The organism is Tessaracoccus yangjingae (genome assembly GCF_054483935.1).
Window position 1 is genome coordinate 591,669 of the sequence record NZ_CM137014.1, and the last position, 19,340, is coordinate 611,008.

General features: G+C 70.8%; 17 protein-coding genes. 8 read left to right on the plus strand and 9 right to left on the minus strand.

All coding sequences use genetic code 11. The annotated features are described in order from the left end of the window. Positions 1-329: 329 nt before the first annotated feature. Genes ACX1D3_RS02525 through ACX1D3_RS02535 form a run of 3 tightly spaced genes read right to left on the minus strand, consistent with a single transcriptional unit; the run spans position 330 to position 3,108 of the window. Entirely contained in the window at positions 330-896 is a 567-nt protein-coding gene (locus ACX1D3_RS02525) for a NifU family protein (RefSeq protein WP_458995413.1), read from the minus strand. After that, positions 893-2,758, minus strand: a complete 1,866-nt coding sequence (feoB, locus tag ACX1D3_RS02530) for a ferrous iron transporter B (protein WP_458996471.1) — start codon at positions 2,756-2,758, stop codon at positions 893-895. Before feoB ends, ACX1D3_RS02525 begins: the two co-directional genes overlap by 4 nt. A 59-nt stretch (positions 2,759-2,817) precedes the next feature. Further along, complete coding sequence (locus tag ACX1D3_RS02535) at positions 2,818-3,108, minus strand: FeoA family protein (RefSeq protein WP_458995414.1); 291 nt, start codon at positions 3,106-3,108, stop codon at positions 2,818-2,820. A 432-nt stretch (positions 3,109-3,540) separates the two neighbouring features. On the opposite strand from ACX1D3_RS02535, the gene ACX1D3_RS02540 reads away from it, so the two are divergent. The 4 genes from ACX1D3_RS02540 to ACX1D3_RS02555 all read left to right on the plus strand — a co-directional run bounded on the left by ACX1D3_RS02540 (position 3,541) and on the right by ACX1D3_RS02555 (position 6,878). Further along, the gene (locus ACX1D3_RS02540; protein WP_458995415.1) at positions 3,541-4,515 is read left to right on the plus strand and encodes an aldo/keto reductase; all 975 of its coding nucleotides are present in this window, start codon (positions 3,541-3,543) and stop codon (positions 4,513-4,515) included. A 7-nt stretch (positions 4,516-4,522) separates the two neighbouring features. Further along, a complete protein-coding gene (locus ACX1D3_RS02545) occupies positions 4,523-5,263 on the plus strand; it encodes an SIR2 family NAD-dependent protein deacylase (RefSeq protein WP_458995416.1) in 741 nt (246 codons plus the stop codon). Then, positions 5,260-5,589, plus strand: coding sequence for an MGMT family protein (locus ACX1D3_RS02550; RefSeq protein WP_458995417.1), 330 nt, complete (start codon positions 5,260-5,262; stop codon positions 5,587-5,589). Before ACX1D3_RS02545 ends, ACX1D3_RS02550 begins: the two co-directional genes overlap by 4 nt. A 95-nt stretch (positions 5,590-5,684) precedes the next feature. Further along, the gene (locus ACX1D3_RS02555) at positions 5,685-6,878 is read left to right on the plus strand and encodes an ROK family protein (protein WP_458995418.1); all 1,194 of its coding nucleotides are present in this window, start codon (positions 5,685-5,687) and stop codon (positions 6,876-6,878) included. 7 nt (positions 6,879-6,885) lie between these two features. Here the strand turns inward: ACX1D3_RS02555 and ACX1D3_RS02560 are convergent, their stop codons facing one another. Both ACX1D3_RS02560 and lgt read right to left on the minus strand, forming a co-directional pair. Continuing rightward, the gene (locus ACX1D3_RS02560) at positions 6,886-7,272 is read right to left on the minus strand and encodes a thiol-disulfide oxidoreductase DCC family protein (protein ID WP_458995419.1); all 387 of its coding nucleotides are present in this window, start codon (positions 7,270-7,272) and stop codon (positions 6,886-6,888) included. Positions 7,273-7,310: 38 nt separating this feature from the next. Continuing rightward, complete coding sequence (lgt, locus tag ACX1D3_RS02565; RefSeq protein WP_458995420.1) at positions 7,311-8,192, minus strand: prolipoprotein diacylglyceryl transferase; 882 nt, start codon at positions 8,190-8,192, stop codon at positions 7,311-7,313. Between the two features lie 92 nt (positions 8,193-8,284). Here lgt and ACX1D3_RS02570 point away from each other — a divergent pair, with 92 nt between their 5' ends. Then, positions 8,285-9,637 carry a hypothetical protein gene (locus ACX1D3_RS02570; RefSeq protein WP_458995421.1) on the plus strand — a complete coding sequence of 451 codons (1,353 nt, stop codon included), beginning with the start codon at positions 8,285-8,287 and terminating at the stop codon, positions 9,635-9,637. Positions 9,638-9,650: 13 nt separating this feature from the next. Here the strand turns inward: ACX1D3_RS02570 and ACX1D3_RS02575 are convergent, their stop codons facing one another. Continuing rightward, entirely contained in the window at positions 9,651-10,097 is a 447-nt protein-coding gene (locus ACX1D3_RS02575) for a methylglyoxal synthase (protein ID WP_458995422.1), read from the minus strand. 98 nt (positions 10,098-10,195) lie between these two features. Then, entirely contained in the window at positions 10,196-10,759 is a 564-nt protein-coding gene (locus ACX1D3_RS02580; protein WP_458995423.1) for a TetR/AcrR family transcriptional regulator, read from the minus strand. Between the two features lie 50 nt (positions 10,760-10,809). Here ACX1D3_RS02580 and ACX1D3_RS02585 point away from each other — a divergent pair, with 50 nt between their 5' ends. From ACX1D3_RS02585 to ACX1D3_RS02595, 3 genes are all read left to right on the plus strand, one after another. Beyond that, on the plus strand, positions 10,810-12,498 hold the full coding sequence (locus tag ACX1D3_RS02585) for an FAD-binding protein (protein ID WP_458995424.1): 1,689 nt from the start codon (positions 10,810-10,812) through the stop codon (positions 12,496-12,498). A 210-nt stretch (positions 12,499-12,708) separates the two neighbouring features. Then, positions 12,709-13,692, plus strand: coding sequence for an aldo/keto reductase (locus ACX1D3_RS02590; protein ID WP_458995425.1), 984 nt, complete (start codon positions 12,709-12,711; stop codon positions 13,690-13,692). A gap of 750 nt (positions 13,693-14,442) precedes the next feature. Beyond that, complete coding sequence (locus ACX1D3_RS02595) at positions 14,443-14,844, plus strand: NINE protein (protein WP_458995426.1); 402 nt, start codon at positions 14,443-14,445, stop codon at positions 14,842-14,844. Between the two features lie 381 nt (positions 14,845-15,225). Here ACX1D3_RS02595 and ACX1D3_RS02600 read toward each other — a convergent pair whose 3' ends face one another. Both ACX1D3_RS02600 and ACX1D3_RS02605 read right to left on the minus strand, forming a co-directional pair. Further along, positions 15,226-16,017, minus strand: coding sequence for an NTP transferase domain-containing protein (locus tag ACX1D3_RS02600; RefSeq protein WP_458995427.1), 792 nt, complete (start codon positions 16,015-16,017; stop codon positions 15,226-15,228). Positions 16,018-16,205: 188 nt separating this feature from the next. After that, positions 16,206-19,292, minus strand: a complete 3,087-nt coding sequence (locus ACX1D3_RS02605) for a DEAD/DEAH box helicase (protein WP_458995428.1) — start codon at positions 19,290-19,292, stop codon at positions 16,206-16,208. Positions 19,293-19,340 lie beyond the last annotated feature (48 nt).

Consider the following 19,340-nt stretch of genomic DNA (forward strand, 5'->3'; position numbering starts at 1 on the left):
CAGGCCCAGTGAGCAGCGCCGTCGGGCACGAATGTCCGGCTCAGCCGCGGCTCACGGCGCTCCTGGAGCCTGAGGCCCGGTCGAGACGGCGTGTCGTGCACACCATGGGGGCCCCAGCAGGGGGGTGGGCAAGCCCGGCCTGCCAGGCCCAGTGAGCAGCGCCGTCGGGCACGAATGTCCGGCTCAGCCGCGGCCCGTGGCGCTCCTGGGGCCTGAGGCCCGGTCGAGACGGCGTGTCGTGCACACCATGGGGGCCCCAGCAGGGGGGTGGACAGGCCAGGCCTGCAAGGGCTGGGGAGCAGCTGCCGCGACTCCGAATCCAGCAGAGATCAGCGGCCGCGACCCGGGACCGGCAGGCCAAGCCAGCCGCGGGGCTTGTGGTGGGCCCCTCCGACGCGCTCGATGCCCGCAAGCCTGGGGTAGCGCGCCCGGACCGCGACCTCAATGCGCTCGTGCAGCGTCGACGTGGCCGCGGGGCAATCCTCGCAGGCGCCGCCGAAGTCCAGCGTGAGCCGGTCCCCCTCCGCGGCCGTCACGGTGATGATCCCGCCGTGCGAGGAGACGTAGCCGGCCAGCTCGCCGTCGAGGATCTCACGGGCGATGAGCCCGAGCAGCTCGTCGGAGCCCTCCTCGACCTCCCAGCCGGGCAGGTCGACGGCGGCCGCGAGCGCGTCGCGGACGCGCGGGCCGTGCTCGGTCCAGGTCCGGTCCGGGGCGAGCCAGGTCCAGACGCCGCCGCGCTCGACGAACACCTTGGTCAGCACCCCGTACTCGATCAGCGGCCCGACGGTGCCGGGCGCCGCGACCACCCGGCCGACGGGCAGGTCGACGTCGACCACCCACCGCACTGCCGACGGCTGACCGGGGACGGCCTGGGGGTGCAGGGTGCGCTTCATGCCAGTACTCCGACGATCGTGTGGGCGAGGAAGGCCATCAGCCACGCGACCACCCCCAGGTGGACGAACGCGATGAGCGGCCACCGCCAGGTGCCGGTTTCGCGGCGCATGACGGCGAGGGTGGACATGCACTGCATGGCGTAGACGAAGAACACCAGCAGCGCAGCGATGGTGGGCGGGGTGAACACCTTCTCCCCGGCGCGGGGACCGTCGCTGTGGGTCATGGCCTCCAGGGCCGCCGCCGGGTCCTCCGGGTCCGAGGCGGAGGCCACCTGACCCATCGTCGAGACGAACACCTCGCGGGCCGCCAGGGAGGAGATGACGCCCACGTTGACGCGCCAGTCGAAGCCGAGGGGCTCGAAGACGGGCCCGATCGCACGGCCCACCGCGGCCGCGGCCGAGTGGTCCAACGTGTACGCGGTGACCGCGACAGCATCAGCCGGGTCGACCCCAGCCTCGAGCAGCTCCGCGTCTCCTCGCAGCGGCAGGTTGAGCAGCGCCCACAGCAGGACGGTGGTGAGCAGGATGACGGAGGTGACCTTGCGCAGGAACGCCTTGCAGGCGTCCCACACGGAGATCAGCACCGTGCGCAGGCGCGGCAGCCGGTAGGACGGCATCTCCATGTAGAACGGCAGCCCGATCCCCGAGCGCCCCACGATCCGCTTCCAGAACCAGGCCGAGGTCATCGCCGAGGCGGCCCCCAGCAGGTAGAGCCCGAACATGATCAGGCCCTGCGCGCCGACGGGGCCCCACCGGACGTCGGGGGGCACCACCATGCCGATGAGCAACACGTAGACCGGGAGCCTGGCCGAGCAGGTCATCAGGGGGGCGGCCATCATCGTGGCCAGCCTGTCCTTGGCCGAGGGCAGCGTGCGGGTGGCCATGATGCCCGGGATGGCGCACGCCATCGAGCTGAGCAGTGCCACGAACGCCCGCCCCTCGAGGCCCGCCGACGCCATCACACGGTCCATGAGGTAGGCGGCGCGCGAGAGGTAGCCGGAGCCCTCCAGCAGCGAGATGAGCACGAACAGCAGCGCGATCTGGGGAAGGAACACCAGCACCCCGCCCACGCCGGCCAGCAGCGCGTCGGCCACGAATCGTCCCAGCCAGGGCACGGGGATCGACGAGCGGGTCAGGTCGCCCAGCCAGGCGAACGCCTGCTCGATCAGACCCTGTAGCGGGGCCGCGACCACGAAGATGGTCTGGAAGAACGCGAACATCGTGCCGAAGAAGACCAGGGTCCCCCAGACAGGGTGGAGCAGCACGCCGTCGAGGCGGCCGGTGCGCGAGTCGGGGTCCGGGGGCGCGAAGTGGGCGGCGTGCAGGATGGACTGGGTCCAGCCGATCACCTCGTCCGGCTCGGTGGGCGGGAGCACCGGGGGCGCCGGCCAGGCCGATGGCGCGGCCAGCACCTGGCGCAGGGCCTCAACCCCCCGTCGCTCCCCCGCCACCACGGGCAGCACCTGCACGCCCAACGCGCGCGCGAGCCGCTCCGGATCCACTCGACCACCGCGTCGGAGTAGCTCGTCGACGAAGGTCAGCACCACGACGGTGGGCAGCCCCGCCTGCTGGACCTGCGAGACGAGGCCCAGGCCCCTCCGGAGGTTCGTGGCGTCCACCACGACCACCAGCCCGGCCAGCTCGTCGGCCTCGTCGAGCACCTGGGCGACGATCTCCTCGTCCGGGCTGATCGGGTCCAACGAGTAGGTGCCCGGCAGATCCTCCACGACGACGGGGCCGACCGGGGTCTCGACGCGCCCCTCATACCGCGACACCGTCACGCCCGGGTAGTTGCCCGTCTTGGCGCGGAGCCCGGTGAGCCCGTTGAAGAGCGTGGTCTTGCCCGCGTTGGGGCTGCCCACCAGAGCCACGCGGGCGGCGTCGGGCAGCGTGGGCGCCGGGGCGCCGCCGTGGTGGTGGGTCATGCGCTCACGTGGACGCGGCGCGCCTCGGTGCGGCGCAGCACGATCTCGATCCCCCCGACGCGGAACATCAACGGGTCGCCGAGCGGCGCCTTCCGGAGCCTGGTGACGGGCTCACCCGGCATGAAACCCAGGTCGAAGAGGCGCCGCGCGACGACGTCGTCGGCATCGAAGGCGGCGATGGTGGCCACCTCGCCGACCCCCAGCGCGTCGAGGGTGCGCGTCGTCCCGGCTCCCAGCTGCTGGGCTGTGGTGCACCGACGGCTCACGAAGCGTTCCACGAGGGTCATGGGAATAAGCTAACACCGGTCTTGCAAATTCGAATCCCGGGGGTCGGTTATGAGCTGAGGCTCGCCTAACCTTGCCGTCGCGGCACTTCGCATACCTTGGAGCGCCCAAGCGCGACCTCGCATACCCCAGCGGGCCCGCTGTGCGACTTCGCATACCCCAGCCCGCCCGCTGTGCGACTTCGCATACCTGCGGCGTCTTCGCACACCCTATTGAGTATGCGAAGACGGCCAACCTATGCGAAGTGGCCTCACCGAGCGGGCCAACCTATGCGAAGTGCCCTCACCGAGCGGGCCAACCTATGCGAAGTGGCCTCACCGAGCGGGCCAACCCATGCGAAGTGCCCTCACCGAGCGAGCAGCGGGGCCTGGGCGAACTCCCACCCAGCAGTCAGCCCCGTGGATAGGGTGGAGAGGCAGTCAACTGGAGGACACATGCAGTACACCCACCTCGGCCGTTCCGGCCTCCTCGTCTCGCGCATCGTGCTGGGCACCATGAACTTCGGCCCGCACACCTCGGAAGAGGACTCGCACGCCATCATGGACCGCGCCCTGGACGCGGGCATCAACTTCTTCGACACCGCCAACGGCTACGGCGGCCACGGCCACCGCGGCCGCACGGAGGAGATCGTCGGCCGCTGGTTCGCCAAGACCGGCCGCCGCGACGAGGTGGTGCTGGCCACCAAGTGTTACGGCTCCACCCTCGACGAGGACGTGCCCAACTTCTCGAAGCTGTCCGCCGTCAACGTCCGCCGATCCGCCATCGCGTCGCTGCGCCGCCTGCAGACCGGCCACATCGACCTCTACCAGATGCACCACGTGGACCGCGCCACCTCCTGGGACGAGGTGTGGCAGTCCATGGACCGCCTCGTGACGGCCGGCGAGGTGGTCTACGTGGGCTCGTCGAACTTCGCCGGCTGGCACATCGCGGCCGCCAGCGAGGCCGCCCGGGCGCGACACTCCCTCGGCCTGGTCAGCGAGCAGTCGCTCTACCACCTGGGCGCCCGCACCATCGAGCTCGAGGTGCTTCCGGCGGCCCGCCACTACGGCCTCGGCGTCATCCCGTGGTCACCGCTCGGCGGCGGCCTGCTGGGTGGGGTGCTCCGCAAGATCGAGGAGGGGCGCCGCGCAGATGCCGGCATGCTCAAGCGGGTCGAGGAGAAGCGCGCCCAGCTGGAGCAGTGGGAGGCGTTCTGCGACGAGCTCGGCCACCAGCCCGGCGACGTGGCCCTGGCCTGGCTGCTCCACCAGGACGGGGTGACCGGACCGATCATCGGCCCCCGCACCATGGAGCAGCTCGAGGGCGCCCTCCGCGCGCTGGAGATCACGCTCGACGAGTCCGCCCTCAAGCGCCTCGACGAGATCTTCCCCGGCCCCGGCGGACCCGCGCCCGAGGCCTACGCCTGGTAACCGGCCAGTGACCGTCGCCAGCCTCGACGAGGCCAGCAGGATCCTCATCCTCAGCGGAGCCGGGTTGTCCACAGCCGCGGGCATCCCGGACTTCCGCGGGCCCGAGGGCCTCTGGACCCGCGACCCCTACGCGGAGCTGGTCTCGACCCTCTCCTGGTATCTCCGCGACGACGACGTCCGCAAGGCGGCCTGGCGCCGTCGTGCCCATCCCGCGATGTGGGCGGCGCAACCCACCCGCGCGCACCGCGCCATCGTCGAGCTGGAGCGGGCGGGGCGGCTGCGGGCCGTCGTCACGCAGAACACCGACGGCCTCCACCAGCTGGCGGGCAGCAGCCCCGGGCTGGTGCACGAGATCCACGGCTCGGCCCGCACCTGGCGCTGCGAGATGTGTGGGCGCTCGGGGCCGATGGAGGAGATGCTGGAGCGGGTCGCGGCCGGCGACGAGGACCCCCGCTGCCCGCACTGCGGCGGCATCACCCGCGCCACCGTCGTGCTGTTCGAGGAGGTGCTCGACGCGGAGGTGCTGGGGGCTGCGGTGGCCGCGGCCGAGGACTGCGACGCGATCGTCGCGGTGGGCACCACCCTGGGCGTCTACCCCGTGGCTGGGCTCTTCCCGTTAGCTCTGGAGCACGGCGCCTTCGGCGTCATCGTCAACGCGGAGCCCACCGCCTACGACTCCGACGCGCACCAGGTGGTCCGCGGCCAGCTGGACGACGTCCTCCCGGGCCTGCTCGGTGTCGACAGTTGAGTGACGAGGTGGTGGAGCGCGTGCTGCGCGCCGTCGAGCAGGTCCCGCCGGGGAAGGTGGTGGCCTACGGCGACATCGCGGCCCTCGTCGGCACCTCACCTCGCCGGGTGGGCACCATCATGAGCCACTGGGGCGGGGAGGTCTCGTGGTGGCGGGTGACCAACGCGGCGGGCCGGATGCCCGGGCACCTGCTTCCCCTGGCCCGCAAGCAGTGGCAGCGGGAGGGCATCGAGACCGACGGCGACCGCTGCCTGATCACCCGATGCAGGGCTGACCTGGGCCGACTGCTGGCCGATTACCGGGCCGCCGTCGCGGATCTTTCCTGAACAACTCCAGCGCGCGGGCCCCAGGTGGAGCAGACTGGCGGGCGTCACCGGACGTCCCCGCCCGCGGGGCTCGCCGGTCACGGGAGGAGGGGTAGATGTCGGAATCCGAACCTGAGCACGCGTCGGGGATGACGCAGGCGCACATGCGCTCGCAGAACCTCGCTCTGGTGTTCCGCAGGGTGGTGGAGCAGAGCGGGCACGTGTCCCGCGCGGGGATCGCGCACCAGCTCGGCATGACCCGCTCGACGGTGTCGCGGCTCACGGACGACCTGATCACGGGCGGGCTGGTGAGCGAGGGCGAGGCGGCCAGCGCGGGGCGCGGGCGCCCTGCGGTGCCGCTGTCCATCAAGCCAGGGGCCACCTTCGGGCTGGGCCTCCACGTGGGCGTCGGCACCCTGGTGGCCGGGCTGGTGGACCTGACCAGCAAGGTGACCGCGACCCGCCAGGCGTCGGTGGACGTCAAGCACCTGGGCATCGCGGGGACGATGGCGGAGCTGGCCGCGCTGTCACGCAGCGTCCTGGAGGAGCTCCCCACGGGCGCGCGCCTCGTCGGCGCCTACGTCGCGCTGCCGGCGCTGGTGGACCGGCACGCCGGCCTGATCATCCGTTCGACCCCGCTCGGCTGGGAGGGTGAGCGTCCCGCGGACCACTGGACCCTCGAGCACGACGGCGCTCCCGTTCCGCTCAACATCGCCAACGACGCGGACTGCGGCGCCGTCACGCTGCTGCGCGACGCCCACGGACGCTCCTTCATCATGCTGTGCGGCGACGCCGGGGTGGGCGGCGCCATCGTCGTCAAGGGCATCCTGCACCTGGGCGAGCACGGGTGGGCCAGCGAGATCGGCCACGTCTGCGTCGACCCGAGGGGCGCGCCGTGCCCGTGCGGGTCGGTGGGCTGCCTGGAGACGGTGGTGGGGTCGCACGCGCTGCTGGCGGGGTCGCGGCAGCCCACGATGGACGCGTTCATCCACGCGCTCAGCCATGGCGACGAGCGCGCCCAGGCCGTGATGCGGCGGGCCGCGGGCGCGCTGGGCATCGCGTTGGGCGCTGCCATCAACCTTGCGGACGTGTCCACGGTGCGGCTCAGCGGACACTTCGCCCGCCTCGAGCCCTGGCTGCGGGAGCCGCTGCACCGGCAGCTGCAGGGTCGCGTGGTCTGGGCGCGCAGGGCTCCCCTGGAGATCACGGCCCTGACCGACGCCCCCCTGCGTCCCACCATGGGCGCCGGGCTGGCGGCCATGGGCCCCGTGGTGAAGGATCCCGAGTCCTGGCTGCTGAGCGCGGGTTAGTCCTGGGTTAGTCCGGCATCTCGCAGGCGGCGGTCGCGCCCGGGAGTCGATGACGGTTCCGGGCGACCACGGCATAGGCAAACCCAGCGACCCTTCGCACGCCCGGCAGGCGGAGCAGCCGCCCGACGAGGGGCCAGGGATTCCGCGAGGCCAGCAGCACCGTCGCCACCGCGCCGGCGCCCACCGTCACCCGGCCGTCGGGCTCCACGCAGTGCAGCGCCGCGGCACACTTGTCCACAGTCAGCCTGTGGACAACCAGGTCTGCCGATTGGAAGGGCGTGGCCTCGATCCGGGCCCGCAGCCACCGCCCCTGCGCCGCGCGCACGGAGGCGGTGCAGAAGCCGCAGTCAGCGTCGTAGAGCACCAGCGGGACGGCCGGCCACACGTTGTCCACCGGGTTATCCCCAGGGTGTCGCGGCTGCCGGCGCACGCTCACGCCTCGGCCGGCTCCGCCGGGTTATCCTCCGACTTGTCCACAGCCCCGTCGTTCACGTCTGTGATGCCGCGCATGCGGGACCAGGTCCAGAGCATGAGGCCGATGATCATCATGGGCAGCGACAGCCACTGCCCCATGCTGAGGCCCAGCGAGAGGAAGCCGAGCTGCGCGTCGGGTTCGCGCCAGAACTCGGCGATGAACCGGAAGAATCCGTAGCCGCCGATGAAGGCGCCGGTGATCTGGCCCCGGAAGCGGGGCTTGCGGGCGTAGAGCCAGAGCAGGATGAAGAGCAGGAGGCCTTCGAGCAGCATCTGGTAAAGCTGCGACGGGTGGCGCAGCACGTCGCCGCCGGTGGGGAACCGCATGGCCCAGGGCAGGTCCGCGGGCGCCTCACGCCCCCAGAGCTCGCCGTTGATGAAGTTGCCGAAGCGCCCGGCGGCCAGGCCGATGGGCGCGGCGGGTACCAGGAAGTCCGCCACCTGGAGGTAAGGCCGCTTCTCCCGCCACGCGAACCACGCGAGCCCGAGCGCCACACCGATGGCCCCGCCGTGAAAGCTCATGCCCCCGTCCCAGATCTTGACGATCTCCAGCGGGTTCGCGAGGTAGAAGGCCGGGTTGTAGAACATGGTGTAGCCCAGCCGTCCGCCGAGCATCACGCCGACGATGGCGGCCAGCAGGATGTCCTCGATGTCCGTCCGGGTCCACGGCTTCGGGACGGTGATCGAGCGGTAGGGCTCGTGCTTCAGGCGCAGCACCATGAGGCCGTACCCCATCGCGAACGCGAGGAGGTACATGATGGCGTACCAGTGGATCTTCAATCCGAAGATGTCGATGGCGACCGGATTGATGTCCGGGAAGGGCAACTCGAGGGGCGTCACGCCCCCAGCTTTCCACATCGGCTCGGAGGCCCTTGACCGGCGCGGCGGGCCGGTGGACACTCAGCTATCCGCCGCGAGACGAGGAACTCCCCATGGTCCGATCGATCATCGTTGTCACAGCGGCTCTCAGCCTCGCCGTGAGCGGGTGCGGCGCCGACGCCACACCGACCGGCACGCCGGCAGCAGCCTCGCCGTCCTCCCCCGTCGCGGCACCGACGGGGCCGGCCAGCAGCGTCGCACAACCCCAGCTCAACGGGGAGGCCGTGGCCGCGACACTCACGGCCGCAGGCTTCGATGCCGGCACCGCCGCCTTCGCCCAGCACGCCGCCGCGACACTTGAGGCCCCGGACCCGCACACCTTCGTGGTGCGGCAGACCTACCCCACCGGCGCGGTCGCGACCACGGCCTACCACCTCCACGCCGGCGCCGCACCCGCCGAGCCCACGATGACCGTGGACCTCACCGACGGCGACCTCCGGTACACGCTCGAGTACACCGTCGACGCCGCGACGCTGCCCGCCGATCTGCGCGCCCAGGTCACCGCCGGGTTGCCGGGCGCGGCGCCGTCGGACGAGGACCGTGCCGCGGTGCTCGGGGCACTGCTCCGGGCTCCGATGGAGGAGGGCCCGTCGACCATCTCCGTCGTGGCCGACGGCGTCATCTCGCAGGCCCAGGAGACGGCCGTGGACTCGATGGGGGAGCTCACACGCCTGGACAAGACCCTGGCCGGCACGTCGTGGGAGGCGTACAAGTCCGGCAAGAAGGTGACCGACGCACTCAAGACCAACGCCCTGGTGTCGACGGCCCTCGCCAGGGTCGCGGCGGCCCGGAAGTGCGCCGCCAACCCCACCAACGAGCTCACGAAGAAGGCGTTCGCGGAGGACCCGGCTGCCCAGAAGGAACTGCTTCGCCAGCTCGACGAGGCGGCCGACGAGATCACGGGCAGCGCCGCGGTGATGTTCGTGCAGATGGCGACCGACGCAGGCGCAGGGCTGCTCACGACCGCCCCGTGGCTGGGGTTCATCACCAGCCCGGCCACGAACTACGTCTCCGAGACCCTCACCGGATCGATCAACGAACGCCTCCGCGCGGCCGAGCAGCTGGTGCCGGCGTGCACGAAGACCACCTACCGCGTGACGGGCGGCTCGGGGGTCACCGTCAACGCGACCGTCGAGTCAATGACGGCCCCGTTCGAGGTCAATGGTGCCGGTGACGGGTTCCGCCTGATCTTCAGCTTCCAGCCGGGCGACGACACCGGCAAGTTCGGCCTTGTCACCTACGAGGGCGGCGGCTCCGGAGTGACCATGAGCGGCTCCGGCTCCTACACGGTCGCGGGTGCGGACCCCGGGCCATACACGTTGACGATGACCACCCAGGGCTGCGTCGACGGCGGCACCTGCGCCACCAACACCGACAAGTTGAAGTTCACGCCCCAGACGGGGTAGCGACTCAGCCGGTCTAGTCCTCGTCCTCGTCGGGCTCCCAGGCGCGCGGGGAGATGTCCGGGCGGTTCGCCCACTCGTTCTCCAGCAGGGGCGACGAGATCATCATGTCCGCCGTCGCGGTGTTGCAGGCCATCGGCACGTTCCACACGGCGCCGATGCGCAGGAGCGCCTTGACGTCGGGGTCGTGCGGCTGCGGCTCGAGCGGGTCCCAGAAGAAGATGAGGGCGTCGATGCGGCCCTCGGCGATCATCGCGCCGATCTGCTGGTCGCCGCCGACGGGGCCCGACAGCAGCCGGGTGACCGGGAGCCCGAGCTCGTACTCGAGCATCGTGCCGGTGGTGCCGGTGGCGAAGAGGTCGTGGTGGCTGAGGGTGCCGCGGTTGTAGTTGGCCCAGGCCAGCAGTTCGGCCTTCTTGTTGTCGTGGGCCACCAGGGCGATGTGATGTCTGACGCCGGGCATGTCTGCCGCCTCTCTCCGATGTGCTCAGCCTAGGGCTGCGGCACCCGCCCGGCGCGGCTTGGCCATCTGTTGCCTGCGCATGAGAGTCCCGGACCGTCTCAGCCCGGGGAGGGGCCGAACCACCGACGCGACACCTGCGCCAGCGTCGCCATCAGCGTGCTCCGCCCTCCACTGGTGACCACCAGGCCGTAGACCATCCGCACGCCCGTCAGCACGTCCGCACCCTCCAGGTCCGGCCGCACCTCCTCCGCCGCGACCGCGGCCGCCACGTGCGGCGCGAACAGAGCCAGAAGCCGCTCGTTCCCGCCGAAGTCCGGCAGCTCCCGTCTGGCCTCCACCGCCATCTCGACGAAGGCCGCCGACTCCACCACCTCGTCCACCAGCACCTCCCACAGCGCCCAGAACGAGCCCGGCGTGACGACGGCGCCCACCTCCTCGAGGCGGACGAAGTTCTCCTCGAACACGGCCAGCGCCAGGTCCAGGCGCTTCGGGAAGTGCCGGTAGAGCACCCCCTGCCCGACGCCGGCGTGCTTGGCGATGGTGTGCATGGGCACGTCGTAGCCGCGCTCGGCGAACAGCTCGCGCGCCGCCGCGAGCAGCGCCGCGCGATTCTCGGCGGCCGCTGCGGGCCCCCTATTGATCCTGCGGTGATGGCCGGGCATGCTGGACAGCATAGAACCGGACATTGTTGTCCGGTCGCCGAGGAGGAACCGTGTCTCAGAAGTTTGACCATTCGTTCGACGTCGTGGTGGTCGGCTCAGGCGGGGCCGCGATGGCCACCGCGCTGGGCGCCGTCGACGAGAACCTGGACGTCGTGATGCTGGAGAGCACCGGCAAGTGGGGCGGCAGCACCGCCATGTCCGGCGGCGGGCTCTGGCTGCCGAACAACCCGCTCATGCAGCGCGAGCGGGTGGCGGATTCACGCGAGTCGGCGCTCGCCTACATGGAGGCCTGCGTCGGCAACGAGGGCCGCGCCACGTCCCGCGAGCGCAAGGAGGCCTTCGTCGATTCGGTGGCGGACTTCGTGACCACCGCCGAGCGCTACGGCGTCGAGTTCGTGCGCGCCGGCGAGTATCCCGACTACTACCCCGAGCTGCCCGGCGGGCGGATCGGGCGCGCCGTCGAGGTCAAGCCGCTGGACTCGAAGGTGCTGGGCGAGTGGTACTCGACGCTCCGGCTCACGGCGCCGCTGCCCATCAAGACCGACGACGTGTGGCTCATCCAGCGCGCGTGGTCCACGTGGGGCGGGTTCAAGCGGGGCGCGCGGCTGGTGTTCCGGGCGCTCAGCTTCGTCGGCACCGGCCGGAGGGGCGTGGGGATCGGGGCCGCGTTCGCCACCGCGATGTTCGACGGCGTGGTGCAGAGGGGCGGGGCCAAGCTGTGGCTAGACTCCCCCGTCGAGGAGCTGATCATCGACGACGGCCGCGTCGTCGGCGTCCGGATCACCCGCGACGGGCGGCAACAGACTGTCGGCGCGCGGCGCGGCGTGATGCTGGCAGGCGGCGGCTTCGACCGCAACAAGGCCATGCGGATGCAGTACCACGGCATCGAGGGCGACACGTCGGGCAACCCCGGCAACGTGGGCGGCGCGATCGCGCTCGGCCAGCAGGCGGGGGCAGCGCTTGAGCTCATGGACGACGCGTGGTGGGGTGCCTCCGTCATCGGCGCCGACGGCGGGGACCCGTCGTTCATCGTCGGGGAGCGGGCGCTGCCCTACTCGATCATGGTGGACGCCAAGGGAGACAGGTTCGCCAACGAGGCCGAGTCCTACGTGGACCTCGGGCACCACATGCTCGAGCACGACAAGGACGGCTCCTACTGGATCATCGGCGACGCCCGGCACGCGCGGCGCTACATGCGCACCTACGCGATGGACCCGCGGACAAACAAGAAGCTGGCCGCTGAGGGGTCGATGGCGAAGAAGGGCACGATCGAGGAACTGGCGCGTGAGCTCCGGATGGAGCCCGCGCGGCTGCGGGCCACCGTCGACCGGTTCAACGGGTTCGCGCGGGCGGGGATCGACGACGACTACGGTCGCGGCAGGTCGGCCTACGACCGCTACTACGGCGACCCGTCGGTGGTGCCCAACCCCAACCTCGGCCCGCTGGAGAAGGGTCCGTTCACGGCGTACCGCGTGGTGATCGGGGACCTGGGCACCAAGGGAGGCGTGCTCACCGACGAGTTCGCCCGGGCGCTGCGCGAGGACGGCTCGGTGATCGAGGGCCTCTACGCGGCGGGCAACAACTCCGCCTCGGTGATGGGCCGCACGTACCCCGGCCCCGGCTCGACGATCGGGCCGGCCGCGGTCTTCGGCATCCGGGCGGCCCGCCACATGGCGGCCGCGGCCCGCGACCTCGTCGGCGCGGGAGTTGGAGGGGAGGCCACCACCCCCGCTGGATGAGCCGTCCCTACCCCGCTGGCTGAGGTGCCGCGAAGCGGCCCTCCCCCGCTGGCTGAGGTGCCGCGAAGCGGCCTCGAAGCCTCAGAAACGCAACCTGACAAGCAACGTCTCACAGGTTTCGAGGCTCGTCGCTGCGCTCCTCGCACCTCAACCAGCGCGTACAGGGCCGACCATGCCACCGCCGTCGACCGGCTGTGCCAAGGTGGAGGCATGCAGAAGTCAACATTGGGTAGGACGGGCCGCGAGGTCGGTGTGATCGGCCAGGGTTGCTGGCAGTTCGGCGGGGATTGGGGGTCGGTGAGCGACGACGCCGCCATGGCGGTCCTCCACACCGCGGCCGACGAGGGCGTCACGTTCTTCGACACCGCCGACGTCTACGGCGACGGTCACAGCGAGGAGCTCGTCGGCCGCTTCCTCAAGGAGCGCCGCGACGACATCATGGTGGCCACCAAGCTCGGCCGGCGCGCCTCCCCGCACGCCCCCGAGCAGTTCACGCGCGAGAACCTCCGCGCCTGGAACGACCGTTCGCGCACGCTGCTGGGCGTCGACACCATCGACCTCATCCAGCTGCACTGCCCGCCCACGCCCGTCTACTCCGACGATTCTGTCTACGACGCGCTCGACGAGATGGTCCAGGAGGGCCGCATCCGCCACTACGGCGTGTCCGTGGAGACGGTCGACGAGGCTCTCACCGCGATGGCCCGCCCCGGGGTGGCGAGCGTCCAGATCATCCTCAACGTGTTCCGCCGCAAGCCCCTGGAGAAGGTGCTGCCGGCCGCGCTCGAGGCGGGCGTCGGCATCATCGCGCGCGTGCCGCTGGCCAGCGGCCTCCTGACGGGGCGCTTCACGGAGTCGACGACGTTCGCCGTCGAGGACCACCGCACGTACAACCGACAGGGTGAGGCGTTCGACCAGGGCGAGACGTTCAGCGGCGTGCCGTACGACGTGGGTGTCGCGGCGGCGCGCGAGTTCGCGGCGATCGTGCCCGACGGCGTGACCCCGGCCCAGTTCGCGCTGCGCTGGGTCGTCGACCAGCCGGGCGTCTCCGTCGTCATCCCGGGCGCGAGCCGTCCCGAGCAGGCGAAGGCGAACGCCGCGGCCGGATCACTGCCGCCGCTGACCGACGACCAACTGGCCGCTTGCGAAGCCATCTACAACGAGTACATCCGGGAGCACGTGCACGACCGCTGGTGATCTCACTCCGTTGCTGAGCCCATGGCCACTTGAGGACGGGGCACGAACACCAGTCCCGTCCTGCCGATCATCTGCTACCAGCCTCCGCTCAAGAAGACTTGCCGCGCCTGATCTCCCTCCTCGAACCCGTAGTACCGTCGCTTCCCGCAGCGCGCGCACTCCTGGTGGGTTGGCTTCCCGTCCTCGATGTTGTGACGGGTGAGGAACCTATGCCGTCCGATCCGGCACAACAACCTCTTGGACATTGCAGCCTCCTTTCGGGCGGTGTTCTTCGCGTCTGACGTTGGTCACGGTCAGCCGCTGGCAGATCTGTCACCTGAGCGGATGCTAACTCTGGTGTACCCCTCACGCGATAGTCGCCTGGGCTCCACATCGATTGGTGCGGAAGCGCGGAGCGGCAGGCCCGGTCTGGGCCCAAGCCACGAGCGGATTCAAGCCGCGGGTGAAGTGACCACACACCCCGAACCTGCCGGAGCCGGCACGCCCTTTCGTCTCGCGGCGCTCCAAGCCCGCGCGCCGTACCCGCCAGGACCCTCCCCCCATCGGCGAGCACCGTGCCCATGCGAGATGTCGCCCCCCGAGTGCGCGGGCGGCGCCTCGGAGTGCGGTGACGCACGCTAACCGCCAAACTCCTCTTCAGGTCCAGGGCCTGCGGAGGCCCGCGAGCGCAGTCACCAAGCTGACCCACGACTGCGCTATCTTGTGCGCGACGCCCCTCGGGCGCCAGTCACACCTACAAAGGACCGTTCCATGACGCAGCCCCCTCAGGATCCGCAGCAGCCCTACGGCCAGCCTGCCGGCGACCAGCCGCAGTACGGCCAGCCCACCCCCGAGCCCCAGTACGGCCAGCAGCAGCCCTACGGCGCCCCCTACCAGGGCCAGCCGCAGTTCGCCGCCGGCGGCCAGGTGGGTCAGAAGTCCAAGATCGTCGCCGGCATCCTCGGCATCCTCCTCGGCGGCCTGGGCATCCACAACTTCTACCTCGGCTTCACCAAGAAGGCCGTCATCCAGCTCCTCATCACGGTGCTGTCCGTCGGCTTCCTCTCCTGGGTCTCCGCCATCTGGGGCCTGGTCGAGGGCATCTTCATCCTCATCTCCAAGCCCGGCGAGCAGTGGCACCGCGACGCGGCCGGCCTCGAGCTGACCGACTGATCCACACCCCGATCACCTGAGGGCCCGTCGACGTATCGGCGGGCCCTCAGTGGTTCTTGTGAGTGAGATTCGGGTCGGCGGCCGCACGGAGCCGCGGAGTTCCCCCGGCCTCTCCTGTTTCCGCCCACTGGACCCCGTTGAGCTGACCGGCGGAGGCTCTGGAAGCGACCCCTCCCCGCTGGCCGTAGCGCCGCGGAACAGCCTCGGAACGACCCCTCCCCGCTGGCTGAGGTGCCGCGGAACAGCCTCGACGACCCCTCCCCGCTGGCTGAGGTGCCGCGCAGCGGCCTCGAAGCCTAAGAAACGCAACCTGACAAGGTCACTCTCCCTAGATACTCGTCAAGATGGTGCGGTCCTTCGTGAAGGCCGGGCTCTTCCGCGTCACCCTGACGGACGCGCGCCCAACTTCGCCTCTCGGCAGTCGACCGTGAGCCCACCGTCGGCGCGGCTGGCCTGACGCAACACCTCGTCGGCCCCGACCGTGCAGCCGGGCCAGACCACACTGTCGATCAGAACGCCTTCGACCACGGCCCCGTCGCCCACGACACTCCGGCCCCCGTTGGCCACCAGGTTCGCCCGCACGTAATCGGCCGGCGTCCCGCAGTCGACGACGTCACCGCGCAATCGGACGAACTCGAGTTCGCCGCGCTCGTGGGCCGGTCCCCACACCAGGGGATACAGCCCCGCGAACCGATTCGGCAGGCCCTCGACGAAGCGATGCGGCAGCAGGCTGACGCCGACGTAGCGCCAGTGACCGAAGTCCGCGGGCCCGTCGCCGGCCTCCGTGACGAGGAGCCGCGGGAACTCGCCGGACCAGCCGGCCATGAGCTCCGACAGGTCGTCGGTCAGCCAACTATCGGCGTTGTGCAGGAGCACGTCTGCCTCCCCGATCCATCCGGACAGGTGTCCCAGCGCGCCGGCGCTGCCGAGCAGGGCAGGTTCATGCGACACCGTGACGCCGCTGCCCCGGAGGTGGGAGTCGATCTGATCGGCCAGGTGGTGCGCGTTCACCGCGGTGCGGGAGACGTAGGGGCGGATGCGGTCGAGTGCCCAGTCCAGGAGGGGGCGGTTGGCCACCGGGCACAGCGGTTTGGGCCGCAGGTCGGTGAGTGGGCGAAGCCGACGGCCCTCGCCGGCCGCCAGGACCATGCCCACCAGTTCTCGCTTCGTCACGTCGGCCATTCTGCCCCGACCGCAGCGCATGTCACCGGAATGAGGGCCTGCAAGGTCCTTGGCGCTTCCCCACCCTGAACGTGCTCGGCCTGCCGGCGCCGCTGGCGTCTTGCCTCGGCCCCTCCCCGCTGGCGCTCCTCGCACCTCAGCCAGCGAGACAGGCGCTCGTCAGACCACCACCGCCAGGATCAGCTCACCGCCCGCGACTCCCGCAAGACCTGCGGCGGCATCTCCCGCCTCAGCTTCCAGGTCACGGCAATCGGCCGCTCTCCCCGGTGCTCGACGTAGTCGGCATCTCCCAGCAACAGGTACGGGGCGCCTCCCCCGAACTCCCACACCTTGCTCCCCCGCACGTACAGCAGCACCTCTGAACCGTTCGACCGCTGGGTCACGTAGCGCTGACCCGTGGGCGACGACACCGAGGTGCCCGACTGCGACTCCCAGTGGAACAGCGACGCGTTGATCGCGTAGTCCCGGTACATCGTCGTGGGCGAGAAGTGCGCTTCCGACTTCATGAGCGTCACCAGCAGCGTGTCGACGTCGAGCTCACGGTTGTAGAACACGCCCTCGCGCATGTGTCGGGGCGAACGGGTCAGCGTGGCGTGCCCGAGCGCCGCCATGAGCTCCTCCCGCGAGTAGTGGGCGTGAGACCTCAAGGGCGTACCGCGAAGGCGCCCGGCTAGGGGTCTGGCGACGTGCTCAGCCCGGTCGAGCGCCCACCCGAGCGTCTGCCGTGCCTCCTCGCGAAACGCCGGCTCTCCCCGGAGCGCGACAAAACCATCCGCGACACTCGCGAAGCCACCCCCGTCCGGCCACAGCGAGAAGAAGAGCATGTCGGCCCACCGACGGTCGGCCGGCGAGAGTGAGTCGTAGCCCGGTGCGCCGTCGGAGAGGAGCTGAAGGTACGCGTCGTGCCGGCTGCGGTCGTCGACGTGGGCCAGAGCCTTGAGCCGCTTGAGCAACGCCTCCTCGAAGGGGCCACCGGCCAATGTGGGGAGGCCGGCCTCGCGGCGTAGGCGCGTGAATGACCCCTTGCCGAGGAGGTCGCTGAGTTCTGCACCGCTCTCGGCGAGAAAGGTTGCGAGGTCCACGTCGCCGACGGCGCGCATCTCAGCCAGGAAGTGCTTCCACCTCGTGGCGATCTGCGCCTTGATGTTGCTCAGCACCTGGGCCTGAGTCACGTCGTCGAGCACGATCTGCGACCCGGCCGGAAGATAGGGGAACCCCCGCTCCACTTGCGTCTGCAGCTCGCGGCGTGAGCCGCCCGTGATGGCGCGGTACCGCTGCGCCAGGTTGAAGTCCTTGCGGTGGTGGCCCACGAAGTCGAGCACCGTCAGCACTGGCTTGTCTGCGGTGCGCCGCAGGCCACGGCCCAACTGCTGGAGGAAGACGGTGGCGCTCTCGGTGGGCCGAAGGAAGAGCACGGTGTCGACGTCCGGGATGTCGACGCCCTCGTTGAAGAGGTCCGCGGTGAACAGCACCACCAGCTCGCGGCGCGTCAGCCGCGACACCGCCGCCGCCCGCTCTTCACCCGGAGTGTCCCCGTGCACCGCCATTGCTGGGAGGCCGGCGGAGTTGAACACCTCGGACATGTAGCGGGCATGGGCCACGTCGACGCAGAACCCCAGCGCCCGCATGGCCCCCGGATCGGCCAGCTTGCGCCTCAGCTCCTGCACGACGACGCGGGCGCGGGCGTCGTTGCCGGTGAAGATGCCCGAGAGCTGGCCGATGTCATAGCGCCCGCGGCGGAAATCGACCGCGCTGAGATCCGTCGTGTCGGCGATGCCGAAGTAATGGAAGGGGCTGAGCAGGTCCGCACTGAGCGCGTCCCACAGGCGCAGTTCGTAGGCGGCGCGATTGCCGAAGAAGCTGCGGACGTCGACCCCGTCCGCGCGCTCCGGGGTGGCGGTGAGCCCGAGCAGTTCCTGGGGCTCGAAGTGGTCGAGGATGCGCCGGTAGCTGGAGGCCTCGGCGTGGTGGAACTCGTCGATGACCACCACGTCGAACCCGTCGCGGTTCATCGCCGCCACGGACTCCGCGTTGAGGGACTGCACCGACGCGAAGACATGCCGCCAATGCGTGGGCCGCAGCCCGCCGACGAGCAGCTCGCCGAACCCGCCGTCGGCCAGCACCTCGCGGTAGGTGTGCTGGGCCTGCAGCAAGATCTCTTGGCGGTGAGCCACGAACAGCAGGCTCGGCCGCGAGCCGCGGGCAGCAGCGAGGCGCTGATAGTCCAGCGCGGCCACCACGGTCTTGCCGGTGCCCGTGGCCGCGACGACGAGGTTGCGATGGCGCCCGTGCACCTCGCGCTCGACCTCGAGCGCCTCGAGGATCCGCTCCTGATGAGGCCACGGCCTGACCTCGAGCCCCGAGACGGCCAGCGCCGCGGTCTGGCGGGACTTCCCCGACGCCTGCGCCAAAGCGCGCTCGAGCCGTTCGCCGTCGGCGGTTGTGTAAGGCTCGAAGGCCGGATCGTTCCAGTAGCTCTCGAAGGTGGCGGTGAACTTGCGCAGGAGGTCCGGGGTGGAGGTGGAGGTGAGCCGCACGTTCCACTCGACCCCGTCCAGCATCGCCGTGCTGGTGAGGTTGGACGAGCCGACGTAGGCGGTGTCGAAGCCGGTGTCGCGGTAGAAGCGCCACGCCTTGGCGTGCAGCCTGGTGCGCGAGGTCTCGTAGCTGATCCGAACCTCGGCCCCGAACTGCTCGATCAGGCGGTCAAGCGCGGCTCGCTCCGTGGATCCCAGGTAGGTGGACGTGATCACCCGGAAGGGGATCCCGCGCTCGTGCAGGCTGCTCAGCTGCCTCTCGAGCGTGCGGATGCCGTGCCACTTGATGAACGCGCAGAGCAACTCGACTCGGTCTGCCGAACCGAGCTCAGACGCGATCTCGCTGCCCATCGTCGGCTCGCCCCGGGCGTTGGTGAGGAGGGCGGGCTGCGAGAGCGGGGTCTCGGGGGCGCCGAGGTAGCGCGCGGGCTGGCCCGGAGCTGGAGGGCGAAGCAGCGACAGGAGCCGGGTGGGCTCGCCGTCGACGCGGTCGTCGTCGGCGCCCAGGCCGGCGAGCACCTGCTCCAACGCCTCGCGGCGGGCCGGCTCGGCCAGCGAGGAGAAGGCGCCCCTGGCGACTCGCCCCACATGCTCGGCGAGGATCGCGGGAAGCTCCGCCGACTCGATGGACGCCGTAGTGGGGTGAAGCGTGGAGTGGTCGATCTGGCGGCGCAGCGCCCGCGTGATCAGCGCGTCGTAGAAGCCCTCGGGCACATCGCTGCTGCTCACAGGCCCCAGCATTGCAGCTCGCCCCGACGAATCAGGCCCGCCCCGCCT